This window comes from Dyadobacter frigoris (assembly GCF_005280585.1).
Classification (GTDB): domain Bacteria; phylum Bacteroidota; class Bacteroidia; order Cytophagales; family Spirosomataceae; genus Dyadobacter; species Dyadobacter frigoris.
Genome location: NZ_SZVO01000003.1, coordinates 139,226 through 164,132 on the forward strand (window position 1 = coordinate 139,226; position 24,907 = coordinate 164,132).

General features: G+C 38.6%; 25 protein-coding genes and 1 tRNA gene. 16 read left to right on the forward strand and 10 right to left on the reverse strand.

The genetic code is table 11. The annotated features are described in order from the left end of the window. Nucleotides 1-197: 197 nt before the first annotated feature. From FDK13_RS07655 to tilS, 5 genes are all read right to left on the reverse strand, one after another. Nucleotides 198-716, reverse strand: a complete 519-nt coding sequence (locus FDK13_RS07655) for a hypothetical protein (RefSeq protein WP_137339407.1) — start codon at nucleotides 714-716, stop codon at nucleotides 198-200. Then, nucleotides 706-1,164: a hypothetical protein gene (locus FDK13_RS07660; RefSeq protein WP_137339408.1), complete on the reverse strand. Its 459-nt coding sequence runs from the start codon at nucleotides 1,162-1,164 to the stop codon at nucleotides 706-708. The genes FDK13_RS07655 and FDK13_RS07660 overlap by 11 nt, the downstream gene beginning before the upstream one ends. Nucleotides 1,165-1,320: 156 nt before the next feature. Beyond that, entirely contained in the window at nucleotides 1,321-2,535 is a 1,215-nt protein-coding gene (locus tag FDK13_RS07665; RefSeq protein WP_137339409.1) for a site-specific integrase, read from the reverse strand. A gap of 248 nt (nucleotides 2,536-2,783) precedes the next feature. After that, nucleotides 2,784-2,871, reverse strand: a tRNA-Ser gene (locus tag FDK13_RS07670). Between the two features lie 215 nt (nucleotides 2,872-3,086). Continuing rightward, nucleotides 3,087-4,430, reverse strand: coding sequence for a tRNA lysidine(34) synthetase TilS (tilS, locus tag FDK13_RS07675; RefSeq protein WP_137339410.1), 1,344 nt, complete (start codon nucleotides 4,428-4,430; stop codon nucleotides 3,087-3,089). A gap of 117 nt (nucleotides 4,431-4,547) precedes the next feature. Here tilS and FDK13_RS07680 point away from each other — a divergent pair, with 117 nt between their 5' ends. The 11 genes from FDK13_RS07680 (at nucleotide 4,548) to FDK13_RS07730 (ending at nucleotide 14,261) form a co-directional block, all read left to right on the forward strand. Then, nucleotides 4,548-6,155 carry an OstA-like protein gene (locus tag FDK13_RS07680; protein ID WP_137339411.1) on the forward strand — a complete coding sequence of 536 codons (1,608 nt, stop codon included), beginning with the start codon at nucleotides 4,548-4,550 and terminating at the stop codon, nucleotides 6,153-6,155. Between the two features lie 168 nt (nucleotides 6,156-6,323). Next, nucleotides 6,324-6,938: a T9SS type A sorting domain-containing protein gene (locus FDK13_RS07685; protein ID WP_137339412.1), complete on the forward strand. Its 615-nt coding sequence runs from the start codon at nucleotides 6,324-6,326 to the stop codon at nucleotides 6,936-6,938. Between the two features lie 73 nt (nucleotides 6,939-7,011). Continuing rightward, on the forward strand, nucleotides 7,012-7,935 hold the full coding sequence (locus tag FDK13_RS07690; RefSeq protein WP_137339413.1) for an outer membrane protein assembly factor BamD: 924 nt from the start codon (nucleotides 7,012-7,014) through the stop codon (nucleotides 7,933-7,935). A gap of 56 nt (nucleotides 7,936-7,991) precedes the next feature. Further along, nucleotides 7,992-8,303: a DNA-directed RNA polymerase subunit omega gene (locus FDK13_RS07695; protein WP_137339414.1), complete on the forward strand. Its 312-nt coding sequence runs from the start codon at nucleotides 7,992-7,994 to the stop codon at nucleotides 8,301-8,303. Nucleotides 8,304-8,461: 158 nt separating this feature from the next. After that, nucleotides 8,462-9,667 carry a bifunctional phosphopantothenoylcysteine decarboxylase/phosphopantothenate--cysteine ligase CoaBC gene (coaBC, locus tag FDK13_RS07700; RefSeq protein ID WP_137339687.1) on the forward strand — a complete coding sequence of 402 codons (1,206 nt, stop codon included), beginning with the start codon at nucleotides 8,462-8,464 and terminating at the stop codon, nucleotides 9,665-9,667. Continuing rightward, nucleotides 9,664-10,584: a type IX secretion system protein PorD gene (gene porD / locus FDK13_RS07705; RefSeq protein WP_229215948.1), complete on the forward strand. Its 921-nt coding sequence runs from the start codon at nucleotides 9,664-9,666 to the stop codon at nucleotides 10,582-10,584. Before coaBC ends, porD begins: the two co-directional genes overlap by 4 nt. A gap of 45 nt (nucleotides 10,585-10,629) precedes the next feature. Continuing rightward, the gene (locus FDK13_RS07710) at nucleotides 10,630-10,857 is read left to right on the forward strand and encodes a hypothetical protein (RefSeq protein ID WP_137339416.1); all 228 of its coding nucleotides are present in this window, start codon (nucleotides 10,630-10,632) and stop codon (nucleotides 10,855-10,857) included. Nucleotides 10,858-11,035: 178 nt separating this feature from the next. After that, nucleotides 11,036-12,691 (forward strand): DNA repair protein RecN, encoded by a 1,656-nt coding sequence (recN, locus tag FDK13_RS07715; RefSeq protein WP_137339417.1) that lies wholly within the window; start codon nucleotides 11,036-11,038, stop codon nucleotides 12,689-12,691. 34 nt (nucleotides 12,692-12,725) lie between these two features. After that, nucleotides 12,726-13,157 (forward strand): viral A-type inclusion protein, encoded by a 432-nt coding sequence (locus FDK13_RS07720; RefSeq protein WP_137339418.1) that lies wholly within the window; start codon nucleotides 12,726-12,728, stop codon nucleotides 13,155-13,157. 5 nt (nucleotides 13,158-13,162) lie between these two features. Further along, nucleotides 13,163-13,822, forward strand: a complete 660-nt coding sequence (locus FDK13_RS07725; RefSeq protein ID WP_137339419.1) for an SCO family protein — start codon at nucleotides 13,163-13,165, stop codon at nucleotides 13,820-13,822. A gap of 25 nt (nucleotides 13,823-13,847) precedes the next feature. Beyond that, nucleotides 13,848-14,261 (forward strand): c-type cytochrome, encoded by a 414-nt coding sequence (locus FDK13_RS07730; protein WP_137339420.1) that lies wholly within the window; start codon nucleotides 13,848-13,850, stop codon nucleotides 14,259-14,261. Here the strand turns inward: FDK13_RS07730 and lptC are convergent. From lptC to FDK13_RS07745, 3 genes are read right to left on the reverse strand one after another with little or no spacing between them, the layout of a single operon-like run. Then, complete coding sequence (gene lptC / locus FDK13_RS07735) at nucleotides 14,258-14,842, reverse strand: LPS export ABC transporter periplasmic protein LptC (protein WP_137339421.1); 585 nt, start codon at nucleotides 14,840-14,842, stop codon at nucleotides 14,258-14,260. The two genes, FDK13_RS07730 and lptC, sit on opposite strands and share 4 nt — an antisense overlap. A 16-nt stretch (nucleotides 14,843-14,858) precedes the next feature. After that, entirely contained in the window at nucleotides 14,859-16,154 is a 1,296-nt protein-coding gene (bamG, locus tag FDK13_RS07740) for a BamG family beta-barrel-assembly machinery protein (protein ID WP_229215949.1), read from the reverse strand. After that, complete coding sequence (locus FDK13_RS07745; RefSeq protein ID WP_310588064.1) at nucleotides 16,138-16,902, reverse strand: type III pantothenate kinase; 765 nt, start codon at nucleotides 16,900-16,902, stop codon at nucleotides 16,138-16,140. The genes bamG and FDK13_RS07745 overlap by 17 nt, the downstream gene beginning before the upstream one ends. Before the next feature lie 419 nt (nucleotides 16,903-17,321). Between FDK13_RS07745 and rho the strand changes: the two genes are divergently transcribed. From rho to FDK13_RS07765, 4 genes are all read left to right on the forward strand, one after another. Next, nucleotides 17,322-19,184 (forward strand): transcription termination factor Rho, encoded by a 1,863-nt coding sequence (gene rho / locus FDK13_RS07750; RefSeq protein ID WP_137339422.1) that lies wholly within the window; start codon nucleotides 17,322-17,324, stop codon nucleotides 19,182-19,184. Nucleotides 19,185-19,316: 132 nt separating this feature from the next. Then, nucleotides 19,317-20,210 (forward strand): OmpA family protein, encoded by an 894-nt coding sequence (locus FDK13_RS07755; protein ID WP_137339423.1) that lies wholly within the window; start codon nucleotides 19,317-19,319, stop codon nucleotides 20,208-20,210. A gap of 28 nt (nucleotides 20,211-20,238) precedes the next feature. Next, nucleotides 20,239-20,748 (forward strand): helix-hairpin-helix domain-containing protein, encoded by a 510-nt coding sequence (locus tag FDK13_RS07760; protein WP_137339424.1) that lies wholly within the window; start codon nucleotides 20,239-20,241, stop codon nucleotides 20,746-20,748. A 40-nt stretch (nucleotides 20,749-20,788) separates the two neighbouring features. Continuing rightward, nucleotides 20,789-21,313, forward strand: coding sequence for a helix-hairpin-helix domain-containing protein (locus FDK13_RS07765; protein WP_137339425.1), 525 nt, complete (start codon nucleotides 20,789-20,791; stop codon nucleotides 21,311-21,313). Nucleotides 21,314-21,389: 76 nt separating this feature from the next. On the opposite strand, the gene htpG is transcribed toward FDK13_RS07765, so the two are convergent. Beyond that, a complete protein-coding gene (htpG, locus tag FDK13_RS07770) occupies nucleotides 21,390-23,228 on the reverse strand; it encodes a molecular chaperone HtpG (RefSeq protein WP_137339426.1) in 1,839 nt (612 codons plus the stop codon). Between the two features lie 248 nt (nucleotides 23,229-23,476). Between htpG and FDK13_RS07775 the strand changes: the two genes are divergently transcribed. Next, nucleotides 23,477-24,028, forward strand: a complete 552-nt coding sequence (locus tag FDK13_RS07775) for a hypothetical protein (RefSeq protein ID WP_137339427.1) — start codon at nucleotides 23,477-23,479, stop codon at nucleotides 24,026-24,028. A gap of 76 nt (nucleotides 24,029-24,104) precedes the next feature. Here FDK13_RS07775 and FDK13_RS07780 read toward each other — a convergent pair whose 3' ends face one another. Then, entirely contained in the window at nucleotides 24,105-24,806 is a 702-nt protein-coding gene (locus tag FDK13_RS07780; RefSeq protein WP_137339428.1) for an MCP four helix bundle domain-containing protein, read from the reverse strand. Between the last annotated feature and the right edge of the window lie 101 nt (nucleotides 24,807-24,907).

Below are 24,907 nucleotides of genomic sequence, written 5' to 3' on the forward strand. Positions count from 1 at the left end.
GAACTCCAAGAATGACGCTGGAAATAATGGGAATTTTTGCATATTTTGGCATATACGCCAAAAGCAAAAATGCCTGTAAATCATTGATTTACAGGCATTTTGTTGATTTTAAAAACTTCTAAATGGGAGGGAGACGACTTCGAACCCTCAACCTCCAGATACTGGCTTAACGCATCATTAAACTTAGCAAGTGCAGCTTAAATAATAACAAACTGCTTCTGCTGCTGTCTAAGCGATTCGTTTGCTTTTAATAAATGAAATTTTTCCTTCGAAATAAGTGCCAGCCAATCTTCTGCTGGTATGACACCATGGCTATGCAACTCCAGCCTAACCATTATTTCTATGGGTAGGGCTCTTGAGTTTTTGACGTATTGATTTATTTCCGTCGCACTAACATTGATTTCCGAAGCCAGACTTTTTTGCTTCTTACCTAAATTTCGGATATACTCTGTTAAGAAAAACCCCACTGTCTTTTTCGGATCAAAGTAATCTTCATTTAAATAGTCTTCAATCTGAAAACGTAATTGCATCAAACTCAACCTAAGTTCATCTTCTAAAGTAATCAAGGATCTTTTTAGACTTAGTGTTTCCTGTAAAGATGCATTTGTTTCCTGCTCCTCCTTGGCATCAAGAATTACTGGAAAAACATGGCTTTGAGCAAGCTCTTTTGCGCCATGCTGTTTCAAAAGATCATCAAACAATTTATCATCTGCCATACTCATCTATTAGTTTAATCAACGACTTACCTTCCATAAAAAGACTTTTACCTGCAATTTGAAATCCGTACTCTCTTATATAATGGTTGATGAGTTGCGTTTTGGGAACAAGTGAAATTGCTGCTGTGGCACCATACCTAGTAACTGCCATTCTCGCTGCGTGCGCTAAAAGACAACCTGCGATTCTACTATAGAATTTATTCTTGCCGATATTCCCAGCTGACGATTCTATGAGCTTTATTTCGACTCTTTGTTCCGAATCAAATAACGCGAGTGCCATCAGGCCGATGGTTTCATCATTTTCTGCCAATGCCAGTTTAAAAACTTTTTCAGGATCAATAATTTCCCACTTGAAATTAAATCCCTTATGCAGAATAAGCTCAATCTTATTTACACCTCGAACGGCTACAATCTGTTTTGCATTTTTTTTATTGTCCTGCACAGACATATATAAAGATACGAAAAATTCACAAAATATGTCAACTTTTACTTCTCAGATATTTAAGGCATATAGCCTGGAAGCTTCTTCGAAAGAAGCCCAACCTTTACTCTACCAAAGTCATGAGCAACACCAGAGCTGAACTCCGGTGCTGTCTCAATGAAACTATTTCAATATCTGCTTCAGCTTTTTCATATCCTCACTTACCTTCACATCAACGATCTTCGCATACTGCTGAGTGGTTTTCAAATTCCGGTGGCCAAGCATTTTAGAAACACTTTCCATCGGAACCCCATTGGTCAGTGTGACTGTCGTTGCAAAAGTGTGTCGAGCTAAATGAAAAGTGATCACCTTATTTATCCGACAGAGCACCGCGATCTCCTTTAAGTAAGAATTCATTTTCTGATTAGAGAGAACTGGTAGAAGCTGCCCTTTGATTTCGCACTGAGGATCCTTATCATATTTTTTAAGAATAAAAAGCGCCTGTGGAAGCAGTGGGATACGCGAAGGCGTGTCCGTTTTCTGCCTTTTAATCACAAGCCATTTTTCTCCATCAATTCCGGTTATAATTTCAGTCCGGCTCATTTTGTACACATCAATGTAGGCAAGGCCGGTGTAGCAGCAGAACAGAAAAATATCGCGTACCTGACTAAGCCTTTGATGATCAAATCTTCTTTTTGAAATTTTGGAAAGCTCCTCGGCTGTAAGCGCGGCTCTATCTACCTCTCTCTTGCTCATCTTATAAGCATGGAATGGATCTCTTGGAAGCCAGCCGTTTTTGATACAAATGATCACGATCTTTTTAAAAGTAGCCAGATATTTGATCGCTGTGTTATGTCCGATATTTCTGACGCTTTTAAGCCAGTATTCAAAATCAGTTATAAACTCATGATTGAGCTTGAAAATATCGATATCATCGGCTTTGTATTTCCATCGAATAAAATCGCGGCTGTGGTCAAGTGTCGTCTTGTAGCGCGTCAATGTTCCCGGAGCGAAGTCTTTATTGACAAGGTTTGCTACACGGTCATTGTGTTCCTGGAAAAGCGCTATAATAAACCTTGATTTGGCTGCCGTCCCATTCAGATGATTGCGAATGATCTCGGCTGTGATCTCTTCGTCAGCCTCCACGAGCCTTCGGTGTATCTCATAGATCTTCGCCTGAAGCGTGTCCAAATAAGCGTTCAGAATTCGTACGTCCTCTTTGGTGCCATTCTTACGCCCTGCGGCGATATTCCATTTTTTAGGCTCGCACTCACGCTGGGCGGTAATCTCCACGCGCTTGCCATTGATGGTGATACGGATGTAGATGGGAAGGTTTCCGCTGACATAGTTACTGCGTCTTTTCAGATAGAAAAGCAGTGAAAAGTTTTTTGTAAGCATAACATTTGCGTTTTTAAGTGATTAAAAATACAACTGCAGTCCTTCAAAAATCAAGATGTTTATCCTCTGAACAGGCTTATATTCAAAAAGTTACGAGCATTCTGGTGAGCACTTTGGTTTTCAGGACAAGTGCTCACCAGAAGCTCACTACAACATTGAGAATATATGCATTTTTTGGTCATTCTCAAAAACAAAAAACCCTGTAAATGTTTTATTTACAGGGTTTTGATGTTTTTTGTTACTGTATTTGGCAGAGAGAGAGGGATTCGAACCCCCGGTAGGTTACCCTACAACGGTTTTCAAGACCGCCGCATTCGACCGCTCTGCCATCTCTCTGTGTGTGTTTCAGCATATCCGAAACGTGGTGCAAAGGTAAACAGATTTATTTCACCTGCAATAGCTCATTAAAAATATTATTCGAATTTATTTTTCAATATTACGAACAAATTAAATAACCACTTCTTTACTAGGTTCTTGGAAGGATGCTGAGTAGTAAAAAAAATAATGCAGTTTTTGGAAGTTTTTATTTCGGTATTTACAAATCGGATAAATCAGTGTTCTTCTCTTACACTAACCTCAATAATTTCCCGGGTCATGTCAGTGACTTTATATTTTTCACATGTTCGCAAACCAATTACCCACATTATATCTCCGTTTCCGTTACTTATAATTTTAACTTTTTGCTTTTGATTAAGGTTTAGTTTCAGGTCAATTAATAAATCACTGATCTTTTTACTCTTCCCTTTCATCCCAAATGGACAGAAATGATCGCCTTTAACCCAGCTTCTGATTGTCAATGGAAAAACTAGTTTTTCGGCATCGAGATAGGCTAAATCTGCTTTCTTATCAATCTTAAATTCATTCGTTTTCAAAAATTTTCTTATCTCAAAAATCAACATGCCCGTTTTAAATATTCCCTCAGGCTGATCTATTATTAATTCATCATTTCCCACAGAATTTTCCCTTTTTGAAACGATAAAAAAATCTCTGTCTTTCAAAATCTGATGTAAACCGGAATAAAATACCTTTCCCGACACTCCTTCTGCTGCTCGAAATATTTCCTGACCCTGGGAGTAACTAAAACCGAATTCTTCTAAAATAAACCATAATCTATAAACCGGTTCTGGTGAATTTAAGATTGCAGCAATAGAAATATGCAAATCTCCTTGAACATTCTCAGTAACGCTCACTTGCCAGTCTTTCAGGAAATTGTTCAGCAATACATCTGCCGATTTAAGCCGCTGCGACGTAACTCCAAATGTTTTTTCCAAAGACGGATTCATCTTTTTCAAAACGGGCACAACTTCGTGCCTGATCAGATTACGTTTGTAAGCATTACTGGAATTAGAACTGTCTTCTCGAAAAACTAGTTGATTATCAACAATGTATTGCAAAATCTGTTCCTTTGATGCAAATAACAGCGGGCGTATCAAGCTTTGATTTATTACCGAAATTCCATGTAATCCCGCAAGCCCGGTACCTCTAGTCAAATTCAGTAATACAGTTTCAAAGGTGTCGTTAGCATGATGCGCCGTGGCTATAAAATCCAGATTTTGAGATATTCTTACTTCTTCAAACCATTCATAACGCAAATCTCTGGCTGCCATTTGCGTGGAAATTCCTCGCTGAGTAGCAATTTTTTTTGTTTCAAATCGGGTAACAAAAAACGGAAAACCATATTGTTCAGCCAGTTGCTTTACAAATAATTCGTCCCCATCCGATTCTTTATCCCTCAGTCCAAAATTGCAATGGGCAATGGAAGCGGAAAAACCAGCCCGATAAAATAAATGAGCCAAAACTATTGAATCTGCTCCCCCACTTACTGTTAAAAGAGTTGATTTCTCAGAAAGGCCCAACTTTTGTTGGTTAATAAAAGTTAAAAAAGACTCCAACATGATCTGAAGAGATGTATTTGGTGTAATTTTGGAAAAATATCAACAGATATCTTTTACCGCCAACACAATGAATCAGGTACAATTACCCATTTCAAAGGTAAAAGAAACCACAGCAACATGAAGAAAAAATTATTTATAAAAGTTTGCAACCCTTTTAAACTTTTACGCGTCATATCAATCAAAGATCAGGTAATAAGATTGACGTTCTTTACTTTATTGTTTGCCTCGCCGAATATCATGGCGCAGCAGGTTACATCTCCGCCACAAACTGGGCAACAATCTGATATTGTGGAACTTTTAAAATCCGATGAACTCGAATTGATCAGTGAAAACGGGGTAGATAGCCGGCGTGTAACAAACGGAATTTTCAAACACAAAGGTGCACTAATGTATAGTGATCTGGCTATCCAGAATGTAAGTACAAACATCATTGAAGCTTACGGAAATGTCAGGATTGTACAGGGTGACACGATCACTGTAACAGGCGATACACTTCATTATTTTGGTAACACAAGGTACGCGATAGTAAGCGGTCGCAAGGCAGTTTTGAAAGATAGAAAAAGTACGCTGACAACCCGAAAAATTGAGTATGACATGGCAAATGGCATTGCATACTATAAAGTTCCGGGTCGGACAGTTGATATAGAAAATGTCCTTACAAGCAATGAGGGCACTTATAATACGAATACGAAAGAATTCAGATATTATAAGAAGGTAAAACTTGTTAATAAAAAATATACACTCACGACCGATACTTTACTCTATAATTCCGTCACAAAGTGGTCCTATTTTAATGGCCCCAGTAAAATTGTAAATAAAGACGGAACACTATATAGCAAAAAAGGACAATATAATTCATTAACAGGAGAATCTGTTTTTCAAACCAGGACCACTGTTGACAACGACACTTACACACTAACGGCCGATTCGCTTTTTGTTGAAGGGCAAAAAAATAATGGTCAGGGCAAAGGAAATGTTGTCATGGTAGCCAAAAAGGATAACACAATCCTGAATGGAGATCATGGTTTTTACCGGAAGGCAGAAGGTTTTTCGAAAATATACGGTCATGCTTATGTTCGAAATGTAGTTCAAAAAGATACGCTGTATATAAGAGCTGATACTTTGTATTCTTTTGAAAATAAAAGAGACAGCACGCGGCGACTTGTAGGTGAGAAAAATGTGTATATCTACAAATCGGATTTTCAGGGAAAATGTGATTCAATAAGTTATAATACAGCCGATTCCACAATTTTGTTTTTCAAAAAACCGATTCTGTGGAGTAATCAGCATTACCAAATGGAAGGTGACACGATCAGTGCATTTCTTGTCAATAATGCGATACACCGGATGTTGCTGAGAAGTAAAGCATTTGTGATTACCGAAGACACGCTTGTATCGCAGTTTAATCAGGTAAAAGGGCGGACAATCAACGCTTATTTTGCAGCAGAAAGTAAGTTAAAGCAGGTTTTGGTTGATGGAAATGGTGAAAGCGCTTATTACGCGATTGATGACAAAGAAAAAATGATTGGCCTTAATCGGGTAGAGTGTGGAAAAATGAACCTTCTTTTTGTAGATAATCGTGTAAATCGAATTGCTTTTATCACAAAACCGGATGGAAAGTTAATTCCGCCAAGGCAAATTAAACCCGCAGAAAGGCAATTAGATGGTTTTAACTGGCGAATCAAAGACAAACCAACCAAATCGCAAACATTATGGCTCGAATAATTAAAAATCAGCCAGCAAGCTTATTTTAGGCACGATTATTTTAGATTGAAAAATAAAAGTGCCCGGTCACACAATATATTTTGAAGTTCCAATTTTTTCTCTATATTTTTGTAACGTACTTTTTAATGAGCGTGAAAGAAGTTATTAAAAGTATTCTGTTTTACAGCTATGAAAAGAACTATACTCTGTCTTACTATATGTATCTTATTTGCCTGGACGGGAATCCAAGCCCAATCTACTGTTAACGGTAGCAGGCTAAACCTATCTCCTAAAAAGAAATCCTTAACAAGCGGACAATTGAAATTTTCTCATGTTCCGGAAGTACTCAATTATAAACCACTTTCTGTTCAGAAGCCGATGGCGCTGAATAATTTTTACCGCACTCTTTTGTTTTCAAATACAGCTTCTGTTGAAAGTACTGCTGTTTCGACTACCGAAGTTGTCGAAAAAAATGTTGAAAAACGATCTGCCGGAATTGAATCAACAACACGTGCTGAAGAGCAGCTATATACAAGTGATAAAATAACGGTGTCTAATATATATCCTAATCCGGCAAGTGAATATGCCGAGGTTGATTACACAATTTCTCCGGATTTAAGAGACGCAAAATTAATAGTTTATAACGTTTTAGGCTCGCAAATGGCGGAATATCCATTGGTGAAAAATGACAACAAACTTCGTATAAACACGCGGGAAATGTCAACAGGCTTATATTTTTATCAGCTGGCATTAGAAGGAAAAAAGGTAGCAACAAAAAAAATGCTCGTTCGCCATCAGCAATAGAAATTAACAATACTATATTCGGCTACACATTCGTTAAGGATGTTGTAGCTTTTTTATTATCTTTGCAGCTATTATGCTAAAAAACAATTTTGCAAGTTACTTCTTGCTTATTTTTGCCGTACTTTTCATTACTTCCTGTAGTAAATTTTCAAGATTACAGAAGACAGGTACAGACCAACAGAAGTATGACGCCGCCATGACTTATTATAAGAAGGGCGACTTCTACCGTGCAGGGCTTCTATTTGAAGAGCTTATTCCTTTGCTTAAAGGGAGTAATGAATCTGAATTAGCGCAGTTTTATTATGCGTACACCCAGTATCAGCAGGGCCAGTATAATACCAGCCAGTTTCTGTTCAAAAAGTTTTACGATACGTATGCAAGAAGTGATTTCGCTCAGGAGGCATTATATATGCATGCGTTTTCATTGTATAAAGATTCTGCTCCGCATAATCTGGACCAGGCCAGTACATTTACCGCGATCTCAGCGATGCAGGATTTTGTAAATGCCTATCCTCAGAGTACTTTCCGTGATGAGTGCACTCGTTATATCCTTGAACTTCGTCAGAAGCTTGAACTGAAAGCATATGACAAGGCAAAATTGTATTATAAGATCAGTGAATTCAATATGATGTCGCTTAAGGCTGCGGTTATTTCCATTGATAACTTTCGTAAAGATTTTCCTGATTCTCAGTATAATGAAGAATTATCATTCCTGAAAGTTGAATCACAGTACAATCTGGCTTCGAACAGTCTTTATCTGAAACAAAAAGACCGATATACTGACGTTGTTAAATATTACAAAGAACTTGTAGACAAATATCCAACCGGCAAATATCTTCGCGACGCTGAAAAGATGTATGACACCAGTATCAAAGAACTTGAAATCATAGCAAAAGCAGAAAAAGAACGCCAGAAACTACTGGAAGTTCAGCCAGACTCAGGCTCGAAGCCAACGAAAGTTACAGCTTCAACAGCTCCTGAACAAAAACAGAACTAGACTGACCGGTTTCCGGTTTTATATAAAGATTTTTAAACTATATCATCAAAGTAAGCATGGCAACGAATCCATCCATCATTACCCGCGATACGGACAAAATAGCTGACGTAACAGGGAATTTATATGAGTCGGTATCGATAATCTCTAAAAGAGCCCGTCAGATATCAAGCAAAATGAAAGAGGAACTCAATAACAAGCTTGCTGAGTTTGCTTCGGGTGTTGATAATCTTGAAGAAGTTTTTGAAAACCGTGAGCAAATAGAAATCTCTAAATTCTACGAACGTATGCCAAAAGCTGGCAGTATGGCTATCGATGAATTTATTGATGGAAAGACTTATCACAGTTACAGAGATACTACCGAAGAATAAGATTATTTTTCTGATAATAAAACCAGCCGTAAACATTAATTTTGTTCGTACGGCTGGTTTTTGTTTTTGTCAAGAAACAGCTTATTTATTTAACCGGATGTGTTTTCTCCGGCTTCCACCACTCTCATAAACGTAAACGTGCTATTGCATTTAAAAGGTTGGATCTAAAAGGCAAAAAAATATTGCTTGGCGTTTCAGGCAGTATTGCTGCGTATAAATCAGCATTACTGGTCAGGTTACTTGTAAAAGAAGGGGCAGAAGTACAAGTCGTTATGACGGATTCTGCACATCAGTTTATCACTGCCCTGACACTGGGTACTCTTTCAAAACGCCCGGTCTATACTGCATTTACCCAATCAGAAAACGGTACCTGGAATAATCACGTCGAGTTAGGATTATGGGCAGATATTATGGTTATAGCGCCTGCAACAGCAAGGACGATGTCAAAATGCGCTGCTGGAAACTGTGACGATTTGTTAACAGCTGTATATCTTTCTGCCCGCTGCCCGGTATTTTTCGCACCTGCCATGGACGTGGATATGTACCGTCATCCTTCAACACAAAAAAATATTGAAAGTCTTTTAAGCTACGGAAATAAATTAATTGAAGCAGAATTTGGCGAGCTGGCCAGTGGTTTGATAGGTGAAGGGAGATTAGCAGAACCTGAAAAAATAATTTCCCGTCTTGTTACCCATTTTGCCGAACACCCGATTGCAAAAACTAAAAAAGTACTCATCACAGCCGGCCCGACAGTTGAGCCAATCGATCCGGTGCGTTACATCAGCAACCGATCCTCTGGAAAAATGGGATATGCTATTGCAAAAGCTTTTGCTAGTGCCGGAGCACATGTAAGATTGATCAGCGGTCCAACCAATTTACCCGTTCCCGACGGAGTCTCAATTACAAAAATTGAAACGGCGAAGCAGATGTTTGCAGCCACGCAGGAATATTTTTCTCAATTTGATCTTGTAATTTTTTCTGCGGCAGTAGCTGATTACACTCCGATTCAGGTTGCAGATCAAAAAATAAAAAAGCAGGGTGACGAGATGAAACTCGAATTAATCAAAACCACCGATATCGCCGGAACTCTTGGAAAGCAGAAAAGAGACGGACAGATTCTGGTCGGATTTGCTCTTGAAACCGAGCACGAAATGGATTATGCACTTGACAAATTACATCGCAAAAATTTTGATTATATCATCCTGAATTCATTAAACGATGCCGGATCAGGATTTGCACACGATACCAACAAAATTACCGTTATTGATAAATCGGAAAATGTTTACAGTTTTCCATTAAAATCAAAACAGGAAGTAGCACAAGACATTTTAAATATTATTCTGAATAAATGGAGCGAAGTATGAAAAGGTTAATATTTCTTTTTTGTTGTATAACTGGCATCTTTTCAGGAAGTGCTTATGCCCAGGAACTCCAATTCACTGTCAGTCTGAATTACGATCAGTTGGTAGCTCAGCAAAAGACTGATCCTGCATCTATGACAAAACTTCAGGCATATATCAGCGATTTTTTAAATAATACCAGCTGGACAAGAGAGACGTTTACAAAAGATGAAAAAATAAAATGTAAGCTGAATATCAATCTGACGCGCTCCGTTACTCAAGGAGCTTATGAAGGAACTGCTCAATTGGTTATTGCACGCCCGGTTTTTAATTCAAGTTATGAAACGGTACTTTTCAATTATGTAGACAGAAGTTTCACGTTCAACTATCTTCCAACCGCACAGTTATATTTTAACGAAAACAGCTATACGGATGAGCTGCCTTTCATTCTGGCTTTCTACGCATACACAGCATTGATTTTTGATTTCGATTCTTTTAGCAAACTGGGAGGTTCTCCGTATATGCAAAAAGCATTCAATTTGGCCAATTTGGCTTCAAATGCATCTTCGCCTGGAAGAGGCTGGGATACGCGGAAAAGTGCGGATTCAAGAAACAGATATTGGTTAATCGAAAATTTGATGAGCCAGCAATTTATTCCTTTTCGTGAAGGATTATACGCATATTATCGTCAGGGACTTGATGTTGCGACCGAAAATCCTGCGCAGACACGAACAAAAACCATGGATTTGCTCACTTCTATTAAAACCGTTGCTCAGCTTCGGCCAGGAAGTGTTGTGGTAAATTCATTTTTCGATTCTAAATCTGACGAAATATATAGTATTTTAAAAGAGGCAAATCCGGAAGAACGCAAAACAGCACAAACCATATTGGTAAGCCTGGATCCTTCTAAAACACAGCTTTATCAGAAATTGTCACAATAAACTGGCATTACTCTCGCTGTAACTCGATCACCAAAATCTAATAGTATGAGCAAACGCCTGATTCGAATCGCTTCAAAAAATATAGCATCAGAATTAACTAACCTGTCAGGACTGGAACTTAACGCTATATTACGGACCGGAAATACCTATTTCGGAAAATTAATGTCTGTTACAAATGAGCATCTGACTTTGCAGGATACACGTCAGCATACGCATAAACTGGCCATTCAGGATTTGTTTGAAGTCGTTTACGATTATAAGGACAAGAAGTAATCATAGAGTTGATACCACTTCCACCCGTTTTAATTCACTGGTTGTGTTAAAAAAACGTTTCAGAAACAACTTCCGTTTCCTATTTGTTGATAACATAGCTATATTCGTATCAAAGACGAACCTTTCTGATACTATTCTGACTTGTTCTCACCAACGTTGACAATCTGCTTACAAAGGCATGCTCTCAAATTTACTTATTAAAAATTACGCCCTGATCAAGCAACTGGAAATGTCGCCTGATCCGGGATTAAATATTATTACGGGAGAAACGGGCGCAGGTAAATCCATTATGCTTGGCGCGATTGGCCTTTTGCTTGGCAACCGGGCTGACGTAAAATCGCTTTACGATCCGGCTGAAAAGTGTATCATTGAGGGTAGCTTTGATTTATCAGGCTATGATCTTGCTCCCAATTTCGAAGAAGAAAATCTTGATTTTGCTCAGGAATGCATTGTACGCAGAGAAATTTCGGTAGCTGGAAAATCACGCGCTTTCATTAATGATACGCCGGTTAACCTTGATACGCTTAAAAGAATAAGCAGCCAGCTTCTTGACATTCACTCCCAGCATGATTCGATTTTGCTTGGAAGCAATGAATTTCAATTGCAGGTTGTAGATACTTATGCAGAAAATTATGGTTTGCTTCATGCTTACCGTAAACATTTCCAGGCTTACAGGGAAGCCGCCAAAGCATATGATTCTTTGCAGAAAGAAGCCGTTCAAATGCGAAAAGCTTTTGATTATGATCAGTTTTTGTATCAGGAATTAGCCAACGCCGACTTGCGCAGCGATGAGCAAACTAAGCTTGAACAAGAACTTACAATACTTGAAAATGCGGTAGAAATCCGGGAGAAGCTTCAATTAGCTTATTCCTATCTTGACAATCCTGACAGTTCAATTCTGGATTATCTCAAAAATACAGTTACAGCAATTTCCCAGGCAAGCCGCCTCGTTCCGGCATATGATTCTTTACGTGAAAGAGCTCAGAGTTGCCTGATCGAACTTCGAGATTTAGCGGATGAGATTGACGGCGTAAGTACTTCCGTTGAAATCGATGAAGGCAGAAGCCAGCTTGTTCACGAACGCCTGGATTTAATCTACCAGTTACAAAAAAAGCATCATACCACTACTGTCGACGAACTTCTTAAAATTCAGGAAGATCTGGAAAAAAAAGTTGGTACGGTTTTAAATCTGGACGAAGCTTTACTTAAAGCAAAAAAAGAAGCGGTAAAAACAGAGGAAGTCATGCTGAAAAGCGCGGCTAATTTGTCCAAAGAACGTCAGAAAGTTGTCAAAACCATTGAGACTCTCATTATCGAACGATTAATTGAACTTGGCATTCCGAATGCTGCTTTGTCAATAAAAATCACAGAAACCCAACCAACAAATGATGGTATTGATTCCATTGCTTTTCTTTTCAGCGGTAATAAAGGGACGCCATTACAAGAATTGAGACAGGTTGCTTCGGGTGGGGAATTTTCTCGTCTGATGATGGTAATTAAATACATTCTGGCAGACAGACGTAAACTTCCTACCATTATCTTTGACGAAATTGATACCGGTGTTTCAGGAGAAATCGCTAAAAAAATGGGAAAAATGATGATCAAAATGTCCGATAACCATCAGATTATTGCCATCACGCATTTACACCAGATAGCGAGCAGTGGCAGGGCACATTATTTTGTTTACAAAGATCATTCATCTGCAAAAACGGTTAGTAAAATAAAAAAATTGTCTGTTGACGAACGCGTGATGGAGATTGCACAAATGATTGGCGGGCATAATCCGACTGAATCGGTAATAAATAATGCCCGTGAAATGATTTCAAAAGAGTAAAATATTACTGAATAACCCTCATAAACTCAATATTATGAAACAATATGTTCTTGCGTTCGGGATTGCTTTATCCCTTTCGTCCTGCAATAAAGATGCCGACAAAGTGTTGGAACTGGAAGGTGAAGTGATGACAATCCACGATGAAGTGATGCCCTGGATGGATGATATCATGACGCTAAAATCCAAGCTTTCCAAAAAAATTGTTCACATGGATAGTTTGCAGAATGAAGGAATTGCAGGCAATAATATCGCAGAAGAGCGTATTAAAGCCACAGAAATTAATCAGAAACTGAACGAATCTGATAAGCTGATGATGGATTGGATGCACGAATATCGCGGAGATTCGGCAAAAAAACTTAAACCGGAAGAGGCAATCCTCTATTTCGAAACACAGAAGAAAAGAATTATTGACGTAAAAGAAATTACTTCCAAAAACATTCAGGAAGCAAAAACATTTTTAGATTAAAGTATATGAGTAGCTTAAGAAATATTGGTTACAGTAAATTAATTATCCTTCTTGTGGTGGCTCTAATTTCAAGTTGTGATAATGGCAGCAAGAAATTACCGATCTTGGGAGAACGTGACTGGGTAACCAAAAAAGTGGATGGAAAGGAAGTCACTGATACAATTTATAATGTAATACCTCCTTTTAGTTTCACAAATCAATATGGAGATACTGTGACAGAAAAAATCGTTCAGGATAAAATTTACGTTACCGATTTTTTCTTCACCTCCTGCCCTACCATTTGTCCGGTTATGAAAAGACAAATGGTGAAAGTGTATAAAGAATTCAGGGATAATCCGGATGTTATGATTCTCTCTCATACAATCGATCCGGAACATGATACGCCTCAGGTACTGAATAAATTTGCGAAAGATTTGGGTATTGAAGGAAAACAATGGCAATTTCTGACCGGCCCAAAGGAAAAAATTTATGAAATCGGACAAAAAAGTTATTTATCAGCTGCTCAGGAAGATAAAACTGCCGAAGGAGGATTTCTGCACAGCGGAGCTTTTATTTTAATTGACAAGGAAAAACATATTCGTGGAATGTATGATGGAACAACTGAGGAAGGAACTCAAAAACTGATCCAGGGAATAAAATCATTATTAGAAGAATATAAAAAATAGTGCGCTCTGCGACACAGTAAATTTCATGATAAAAAAAGTAATATTTGTCTTGTCGGCCTTCACTGTATTTTCATGCCAAAGTGAACAAGAGCTGAAAACAGAGCAATACTTTGCGGAAGGCTACCAAATTTATACAATGAACTGCGCCAATTGCCACCAGGCCGACGGAAAGGGAATGGCAAATTTGTATCCGCCTTTGGATGGATCCAAAATAATTCAGGATAAGGCTGCTATGGCCTGCATTATGAAATACGGCATGAAAGGAACGATTACAGTTAATGGAAAACCGTTTAACCGGCCGATGCCCGCAAATCCAAAATTACAGGAACTTGAAATTGCAGAAGTGATAACTTATGTAAATATGAAGTGGGGTAAAGACAGCGTTTACACGCCTATTGCTACTGTAACAAAAGCACTCATAGACTGCGTGAAACGTTAAATTTCGTTGAATTTCATCTTGAATGTGCCTTTCCTGAATTTTATGTGAGAAAAATCCTGGTCGGCATCCATTCCGTTTCCGTTGATTATATCTTTCGTAACGACGTTTTTCACGGATACAAACTTATCAGTAAACACCTTTTTAGTATCAGGGCTCCACGTTAATTCGGTTGTAGTCAGCAATTCTTTTGTCAGAGATTTTACTACTCTTACATTCCCTTTGACAATATAAACGTTTTTCCGTTGATCAAAGCGGCCAGAATCAGCCCGTAATCGTGTAACGACCGTTACACCCAAAGGATCATAAAAATTGATATTGATCGTATCCGGAAAAACTTTGTCTTCATTCTGGTAGCGAAGCTGCTTAGGTGTTTTCAGTAAAACCTTCATCCGACCCTGTTCACTATATTTTAGTTCTACACCATTCGTTATTTCAATAGGCCCGGTGTAGGGTTTCCCTTTCTTCTTATCACTGGGTTCACAGGCAAGAAAAAAAAATCCGGCAAGCGCCAGAATACAAAAAGGAGATATAAATCTATCTCCTTTTTGAAAATACTTTAATATTTTGCTATTACCCAACATACGTTTAGGCTAATTGTTAATCAAGTTTTTGTTTTTCAAACCATCTTTCTCTGAGCGTCAGGCCGAGCACAACCTTTCCGTAACGTTCACGAACCATACCAGTCCCAAGCACTCCGCGTTGGCCGCCGATAAAAGAAAGCGTAATAAAATTCTGATATCCACGTCCCATTGGTAACGTAAGACCAAGACTCACATTTGTATCTTTTATATTTTTTTCACTGATTGAATAAGGAGTATTTCCGTGACTAAAACCGGCGCGGTACCTAACATTATCCAAATAGCTCAAAGAACCGAAACGAGGTGTATATTCAACGCCGACATGAACCCGGTCAACATCTTTCAGGCCGTCGTTGCCAAGAGATTTGTCATAATTTCTATAACCTGTCCATGATTCATGGCTGTAATCAGCTGCCAGCGTAAGTTTGTAGGGCCATTCGAAGCTAAACCCTACCTGATATGTTGCAGGAAGTGTTACAGTTCCCTTTCTGTTTTTTACAAGCGTATCCGGAGCAATTACAGGAAAAGAGCTTTGGAGTAATTCAAATGCTGTGGTTCTTTCTGCATTCAGCTTTGTTCCAACTCCATAAACCCCACCAAGATTCAGGTTAAGTTTATTATTCTTTTTAAGCGGAAGTCTCAAAGCGGCACCACCTCGGAAAGCGATATCTTTATAAACCGTTCGATCACTTACACTTACCAGATACCCGGACCCGTCACCTATACTCGCTTCCGACGCTGTTCTGACGTTACCAAAAAAGTAGGATGCTTCTAATCCAAGGCTCAAATAACGACCAATTTGGACTGAATTTGTGAACGAAGCTTTATTTACACCACCTTTTCCACTCGTTGTATAATCGGCAGAATAAGGTGTACCTGCAACATTTCTTACATCTGTATTTTTGAAATCAACAAAACTGTACGGCTTAATACTTATACCCAAAGTCCAGCGAGGCGCGACAGGGAAAGCCAATGCGACATAGGCAAGGTTACCCCCCGCGTTACGTTGATTATTAGCACCGGAAACAATCTTTTTGTATTGTCCGATTCCACCAAAATCAAGAGTAGTATATTTATTTCTTACCCACAAGGCAGGGTTAAGATTGTTAATTTCGAAACTGCTGGCAGAACTTACATTTGCCTGCCCCATTCCGGAGGAAGATGCAAATGCATCCGTATAAAGTTCGCCCATACCAAGAGATGAATATGGCGAATTTCCTAATCCCTGTGCATTAACTTTTGATATTAAGGCCGAACAATTGCATCCGAGCGTAATTGCTATCGTGAGTAATCCTATTCTATTGTAGAGCGACATTATATGTTAAAATTCTGTTCAGTCCTATTAATACCAGTTCCGGCACTGCAAATATGGGCGGTTTCAGGTTACTTTCAAAAAAAGCTACATCTCCACCACATATTACTACGCATAAAGATGGTATTTCGTGTCGGTACCTGTTAATTATTCCTTCAATCTCTGCCAGAGTACCATTCATAACGCCACTTTGAATAGCATTTTTTGTACTTTTTCCAATGAATTCAGGATCTTTTTCCGGATCAAACAATGGAAGTCTTTTTGTAAACGTATGAAGTGCGTTAAATCGCATCCGAACGCCCGGAGAAATTAATCCTCCCCTGAATATTCCCTCACGATCGACAAGATCATAGGTGATACTGGTCCCCATATCAACAACCAGCACATCTTTCTCGGGAAACATCCAGTTGGCACCACAGGCTCCTGCAACTCTGTCCGCTCCCAGCGTATGCGGCGTTTCGTAATCCTTTTTTATGGGAACAGGCGTATTACCTGTCAAATTTAAAACCGGCACATCCCGATCCAAAGCCTCCAAAAACTCACTTACCGATCTATTTACGGACGAATACATGATACGTTCAGGTAATTCTGATCGAATCAATTCAATGAGTTCTGTAAAACCCAGCCGTGTTTCATAACGGATTAAATGATCTCCCGAAAACCACCCAATCTTGGAATAAGTATTGCCCGAATCGACTACGACATTCATATTCCCACAAAAGTCTCCTTTTCTTTGCAGAAATACTAACATTCTGCAAAAGACAGGTATGTATTAACAAAAGTTACAATATCATTATATTTTTTTCACAAATACACCCGTAAATGATTTGGATTTAATAAAAACACTTTGTACCTTCGTTTTAAGTAAAAAAACACCCCTGTATTATTCCGTTATGTCTGGCGCCCGTTAGCTATCAAAACTAGCGAGAAAAAATACTCTAAGAAATTATTACACACTACATTTTCTATTAAATTGCAAAATTTCCTGGTTGATCCATCTTAATTTTATCCTGTTTGACTCGTCTTTTATTAAGACTTGACAAAGAAATATATCCACGCATCAATGACCATCACGTGACCCGAGACCTGCGTTCTCCAATCAATTTTCCATCTATATTCACTATCCCATTAATCATCTGGTAAAGTTTATCTTTACTGTATATTTTCTGTATGCTTACAATTGATGAATTGAACCTTAAGCTTTTATCGGAGCTGAAAGAAATAGCGGGACAAAGCGGCATTCAAGATTATGCCAAACTTCCTAAAAAAGAATTAGTGTCAAGAATTATTGCACAGCAAAATGTTGCTCCGGAGCCTGAACAGGCAATTGAAGCAGACCAGGCTGACGATTCTGCTGTTGGTGATGAGCCTAAGAAAAAAAGAGCCCGACGTACTGAAACTCCCGTTTCTGCCAAAGTAATTAACGTTCGCACCAACAAGCCTAGAAAAGAAATAAGCAGTCCTGCATCCGCTCCTCTTTTTGACACAACACCAAGAATTACCGAAACGCCGGTCGTAAGCGAACCAACCATAGCGGAAGAAGTTCCTGCTGCTGTTGCCGAGCCGATTAAAAGGTATGAAGCACCTGCGAGGAAATTTGATAATTCAAGGAAACCTGACGTTTCTAAAAACAAGGATTCAGGACGTGAACTTGATTCTGTTGAAGACACACTTGATGATTTGGGACGTGAAGAAACAGCTCCGGTAGCTGAAAGTACTTCACAAACTGAAAATTCGTCTCAGGCCGACAATACTGAAACTGCCCAAAGTGCTCCGGTAAATACCACTGCAACTGAAGAAAGATCAACGCAGCAGGCCGGAGAGAATAACGAGAGACAACCACAACAGAATTCTGCCCCAAGAGAAGATCCTTCTAATAAAATCAAACGCAATTATAACAATTATGTCCGTGAATTTGACGGTCTGATTATTAATGAGGGCGTTTTGGAGATTATGCAGGATGGCGGTTATGGCTTCCTTAGATCAGCTGATTACAACTATCTGGCAAGTCCGGATGATATATATGTTTCGCCTTCGCAGATAAAATTATTCGGATTAAAAACCGGTGATACTGTAAAAGGTCAGATTCGCCCTCCGAAAGAAGGAGAAAAATATTTCGCTTTGCTTCGTGTTGAAACCGTTAACGGTAAAACGACGGAAGAAATCAGAGACCGTATTCCTTTTGAATACCTTACGCCTCTTTTTCCGGAAGAATGTTTAAGATTGAGCAGCCGTCCGGATCAGTATTCAACCCGTATTCTTGATCTTTTTGCTCCAATTGGAAAAGGGCAGCGCGGAATGATCGTAGCTCAGCCCAAAACGGGTAAAACTGTTCTTTTGAAAGAAATTGCCAACGCTATTACACGTAATCACCCGGAAGTATTTTTACTTATCCTTTTGATTGACGAACGTCCGGAAGAAGTTACGGATATGCAGCGCAGTGTACGTGCAGAAGTAATTGCATCCACTTTTGATGAACAGGCTGACCGTCACGTGAAAGTAGCAAGCATCGTGCTTGAAAAAGCAAAAAGAATGGTTGAATGCGGACATGATGTAGTTATTCTTCTGGATTCGATTACACGTCTCGCCCGTGCATATAATACCGTAGTGCCTTCTTCTGGAAAAATTCTTTCCGGTGGTGTTGATGCCAACGCTTTGCATAAACCAAAACGTTTCTTCGGTGCAGCCAGAAATGTTGAAAATGGCGGATCGCTTACGATTATCGCAACAGCATTGATCGATACAGGTTCAAAAATGGACGAAGTTATCTTTGAAGAATTCAAAGGAACGGGTAACATGGAATTGCAACTGGATCGTAAACTTTCAAACAAACGTGTATTCCCTGCGATTGACGTTATGGCATCCGGAACACGTCGTGAAGACTTATTACTTGACAAAGAAACACTCAAAAAGGTCTGGATTTTACGAAAACACATGTCCGACATGAATGCCATGGAATCCATGGATTTCCTGCTCGACCATATGAAGGGAACCAGGAACAACGAAGAGTTTTTAATATCAATGAACAGATAAAAATAGCCCGGATGCGTTTGCATCCGGGCTATTTTTTTTATTAATCGTTTGTTGCATACAGTTATAGAGGAATTATATTGTGACCGAATAGATTTTTTCAGTCAAAAAGTAAATTAAATCCCTACAACACATATGTCAAACAACAAAACAATTTGGTGGTTATTACTTATTGGCTGGATGGCTGGCTCGGCTTACTGGCACGTTTGTAAAATTAAGCTCCTATGCGACGCACCACTTACAAGCTCAACTGTTATTTCAAAAACAGCCCCTGTGATTTCACCGTTAACAATCGTTGATGGATCCGAGCTAAATTTAACGTCTTCCGGAAATTTCGGCTTTGCCAAATCTGGTGCGGATGCCAATTTTAGCGGCGTGCAGGCAGAAATTGATTCACTGGCTTCATTTGCAGCCGCCAATCCTGGTAAAATTATTACGATTACCGGCTCCTATTCTTCTCAGGAAACCAATTCAACACCTTTCCCGAATCTCGGAATTGCCCGCGCAGCAGCTATCAAAAGCTATTTGACGAGTAAAGGTTTATCTGACTCTGTCTTTGTTTTAAATGGACAATTGAACGATGCAATTGTTTTTAGCCCTGATTCTCTTCATGGCGGCATCGATTTCGCTTTTGCCAAAAGAGTTGCGGTTACAGAAAACGATCTTGCCAATGAACAGAAATATGAAAGTATTTTCAAACCACTGGATCTGTATTTCCCAACCGCAAGCGCAGAATATATTAAGACAGGAGAAAACCAGAAATTCCTCGTTGAAGCCAAAAAGTTTTTATCTGAAAATAAAGATAAAAAATTACTTTTGACCGGCTATACGGACAGCGACGACAGTGCCGAATGGAATTTGAAACTTTCTAAAAAAAGAGCGGAAATCATCAAGGCGAAATTTGTTGCACTGGGTGTCCCTGCCGACAGGATTTCAACGGATGGTAAAGGCGAGGCTGATCCAAAAGCGTCAAACGATACACCGGAAGGAAAACGTGCCAATCGTCGTGTAACAATTGTTGTTCAATAGCTATTTATTACTCAAAACACATTATAACATGTTTGAATTAAATCCTCTTGCAAACCCCGACGCTTTGTGGCAGCATATTTTGATGCTCGTTGTAGCAGCAATTCTCGGATATATTATTGGCTACATAACAGGCAATTCTGTTATCACTGAACTGGAAGACGAACTTAGCCGGCTGGATAATGATCTGGATTTTTGTAACAGACAAAAACCTGCTACCAAGATTGTATCAAATGCATCGCGTGAAAGCTTCTCAGGCATCGCAGTTGAATCAGAAAAAGTGCAGTATGACGACTTAAAGATCATCGAAGGGATAGGACCTAAAATTGAAAGTATCCTGAATACGGCCGGTATACATTCCTTTTATCAGTTAAGTCAAAAAACTCCCGACCAGATTTCAGCAATTCTTTCTAATTCAGATTCCCGTTTTCAGGTGCATGATCCGGCAACATGGCCACGCCAGGCAGAAATGGCATCAAAAGGCAGCTGGGACGAGCTGAAAGTATGGCAGGACATACTTAACGGTGGCCGCGAAGAATAGTTAAATTGATCAATCTTTTAAGATAACGATATAAGAAATCATGATGCTTTTACAACTCAATCCATTCAGTAAGCCTGTCGCTATATCTGAAATATTAATCTTGCTGATTATTGCAGCTTTTGTTGGCTGGCTCATCGCCCGGCTTATCACAAACGGACGTATACGAGTACTCCGTGAATCTATTTCTGAAAGGAAAATTGAACTTGCGAACTGCCGATCACAACATCGGGAATTTACAACGGCTCAACAGCCGCTTGTTGGTAAAGCATCCAAAACAGTATATCCGACTGCTATACCCTTAGATCCCGCAAAAGCCGATGACTTTAAAATAATTGAAGGAATTGGGCCTAAAATTGAGGAGCTTATCAACAAGGAAGGTATTTACACTTACGAACAGCTGTCAAATACAAACCCGATAAGAATATCCAATATCCTGAAAAATGCAGGCCCGCGTTTTCAAATGCATGATCCAAGCAGCTGGCCTCAGCAGGCTAAACTTGCCAATGAAAAAAGATGGCAGGAATTACAAATTCTGAAAGACAAATTAATTGCAGGAAGACAATAATGAAGTGTCTTATCTAAAACTGAAAAAATCCGCTCTCGTAATGAAAGCGGATTTTTTCAGTTTTAGATAATTTGAATTACAAACCAGCTACGGTACGTTGGATAAATTGTGTCAACTCGCTTCCAATCAAAAGTCCTTGTGACAAAAGTGCAAGATCATAAACCTGTTTGGCTAACGTTTTTTGTTCTTCTTCGCTTTCAGTATTCAAAATACGCCCGATTATCGGATGATTCGCATTTACTGAAATTGTATACATTAAAGGCATATTTCCAAACATCGAAGGCTGTCCCGAAGAAGCCTGCATATCCGTCATACGGCGCATAAATTCAGGAAAAGTGATCACTACCGGCAATTCATCCACCGGCATTGCTTCAATCTGAACGTTACCGGCTTTGCTGTTTACAACTTCTTCAAAAAGCTTTTTAGCCTTATCAGATTCTTCGGTTGAAAGAATGCTTTCCAAAGTCACATCTTTTTCGATCAACTTGTCAAGCGTATCTGCATCCACGCGTTTTACCTGGATTTTTTCAACCTTCTGTTCCAAAGCATTGATAAAATGAGAATCAATTACGCTTGTTAACAAAAGAACGTCATAACTACGTTTTTTTGCAGATTGAATGAAAGCATCTTGTTTCTTTTCATCGGTTGTATATAACCAAACCTGCATTTCATTTTTGTCTGTCTGATTTTCTTTAACAGCTTCTTTGTATTCTTCAAAAGTGAAGAATTTGCCATCAACATTTTTCAACAAACAGAAATCTTTCGCTTTTTCATAAAATTTCTCATCACTGATAATTCCGTATTTCACGAACAATCCGATATCATCAAATTTACCTTCAAATCCGGCACGGTCATTTTTGAAAATCTCTGATAGTTTATCCGCTACTTTACGCGTGATGTATCCGTTGATTTTCTTCACATTCCCGTCAGCCTGAAGATAACTTCTCGATACATTCAAAGGAATATCCGGAGAATCAATTACACCGTGCAATAATTGAAGGAAATCAGGAACGATATCCTTTACCTCGTCAGTAATAAATACCTGGCGACTGTAAAGCTGGATTTTTTCACGTTGTCCCTGGAAATCGTTTTTCAATTTTGGGAAATATAAAACCCCGGTCAGATTGAAAGGATAATCAACATTCAAATGGATCCAGAATAACGGATCCTCACTGAAAGGATAAAGTTCTTTATAAAAAGCAATATAATCCTCATCCTTTAAATCCGACGGATTTTTTGTCCAGATCGGATTTGGGTTATTGATGATTTTGTCTTCAAATTCAATCTGGATTGGTAAAAATTTACCATATTTTTCCAGAATTCCTCTCAAACGGTCCTCTTCCAAAAACTCTTCCGAATCCGCAGCGATGTGCAGAATAACGTCTGATCCGCGATCCGCCTTTTCGGCTGATGTTAACTCATATTCGGTCGATCCGTCACATATCCAACGAACAGCTTCTGAACCATCTTTGTAGGATTTTGTAATGATTTCAACATTTTCTGCAACCATATATGCAGAATAAAATCCAAGACCAAAGTGACCGATAATTCCTTTATCCCCTTTTCCGTCCTCACCTTTATCCTTATACTTTTCAACAAATTCAGTAGCTCCGGAAAAAGCGATCTGGTTGATATACTTTTTAATTTCATCGGCAGTCATACCGATACCGTTGTCGCTGATTGTAATGGTTTTAGCTTCTTTATCCAGTTTAATCACCACTTTCAAATCACCCAGCTCACCATTAAACTCACCATAAGAAGCAAGTTTTTTAACTTTCTGACTTGCATCAACAGCGTTTGAAACTAATTCGCGTAAAAATATTTCGTGGTCCGAATAAAGGAATTTTTTAATTATCGGAAATATATTTTCGGTATGAATGCTAAGATTTCCTTTTTCCTGAATCACTGATTCCATAATTTTTCTATTTATTGAATATTATATTTTAGAATTATTTTCTGCTTTGCAATACGGTACAAAAATTTGCGTTCCAATAGGAATTATGACGAAACCTGTCTGACAGATTGTCAGCACGGAAACACTTATATTGATATCAGTTTGAAGTTGGTTACTGCAAGGCTTTTTAGTAATATTGCGTTCTCTACATTTTTGAAAAAATAAAACATTTTGACAATCAGTTATTACTGAAACACGAATTAAAAACCATGAATCTAATTAAAAAACTATTTCTAGGCCTGGCACTTATCGCAGCAGTATCGGCCTGTACCACCACGAATTCAATCCCATTTACAAACTATACTGTTTTTACTGAAGACCTGCGCAAGGATCTGGAAAATGCGGGAATTCCATTAAGTAAAGTTCAGTTTTTCAATGACAAGGCGATCACAATCCGCAGGGAAGTGAGTGATCCAAACGACATCAAAGTAAATCCTGAGGGAAAAATCAGCATTAATAATGGTAAAAGCATCCAAACTATTAATGTGCGTCTTTTCACGCCGGGTGTTGCGCTCGGATCAAGCAACGGAACCATTTCTGTTTCGTGGGACGATACTCAAACTGACACTAAGGGCATGAAATTTAATCTGAGCGGACAGAATTATTTTCTGGATGTTTTGCCAAATAATAAGTTTACTTACAAAGACCGTTCTTTTGATATTCAGTCAGGAAACGGAGCTCGTCTGTTTGTTAGCAAAGATTTATTGAAACAGGTAAATAATCAGCGTGAAACTTTGAAAGGCCGTAAAGTAGGTCAATAAGACATAAGCTAAAAGTAAAAAGACGGATCACCGAGCTTAACAGCTTTGAGATCCGCCTTTTCTTTTGTTCATAATATCAATTCATATGAAAGTTTTGCCCCTTCGTTTTCAAAACATCAGGGTTATTAATAATTCGTGAATTTTTGATCAGAACCAAAATAACCAATCCCAAAACCACTGAAAGACCAATTTGTAAAAAGGAAAGCATCGCAAAACCTGCAAAATCAGTTTTTGATTCCAGCATTAACTTATTTCCTACCTCAGACTGAATTTTGGCAAGTTCGTTAAGAAGGACAAGTGAATTTTGAAAAGTAATTGCTCCTTTTCCTTCAAACATTTCTTTGGCCAAAACATGATTACCTGATCTTTGATTGTCAATTATTTGCTTTTCCAGCAAAATATAGGCTTCTACCCTACCCCTGAAATCTGAAAGAATTCTGGCTTCCTCTTCAACCAGATACGTTTTTTCAAAAGCTTTGATCAAGGAATCCAGATTTTCATTATACTGATTTAATTGTAACAGAATATCTCCATGCTCTATGTGCTCTTCTGAAAAAAGATATCTTTCCAGTGAAAGGCGCTTATTGTATAAATTTTCAGTTAGATAAATGATCGTCGTGGCTGGAATCAGCCTGTCTTTATAAATTGAAGAAAAAGATTTATCAATTCCACTAATATTATTCCTGGATAAAACAGTTCCCAGAATAATAGCAACCATAATTCCTCCCAGAAGCAAACTGGCTTTGAGTTTTTGCTGAATAATAAATGACCATTTCATGGCTGAGAAATTCAGATGAGTAATAACCTTATTTACTTAAATCTACAAAATTATTCAAGCTCCCGGAGATTTAAACCGTTATATTAAAGAAAGAAAAATCA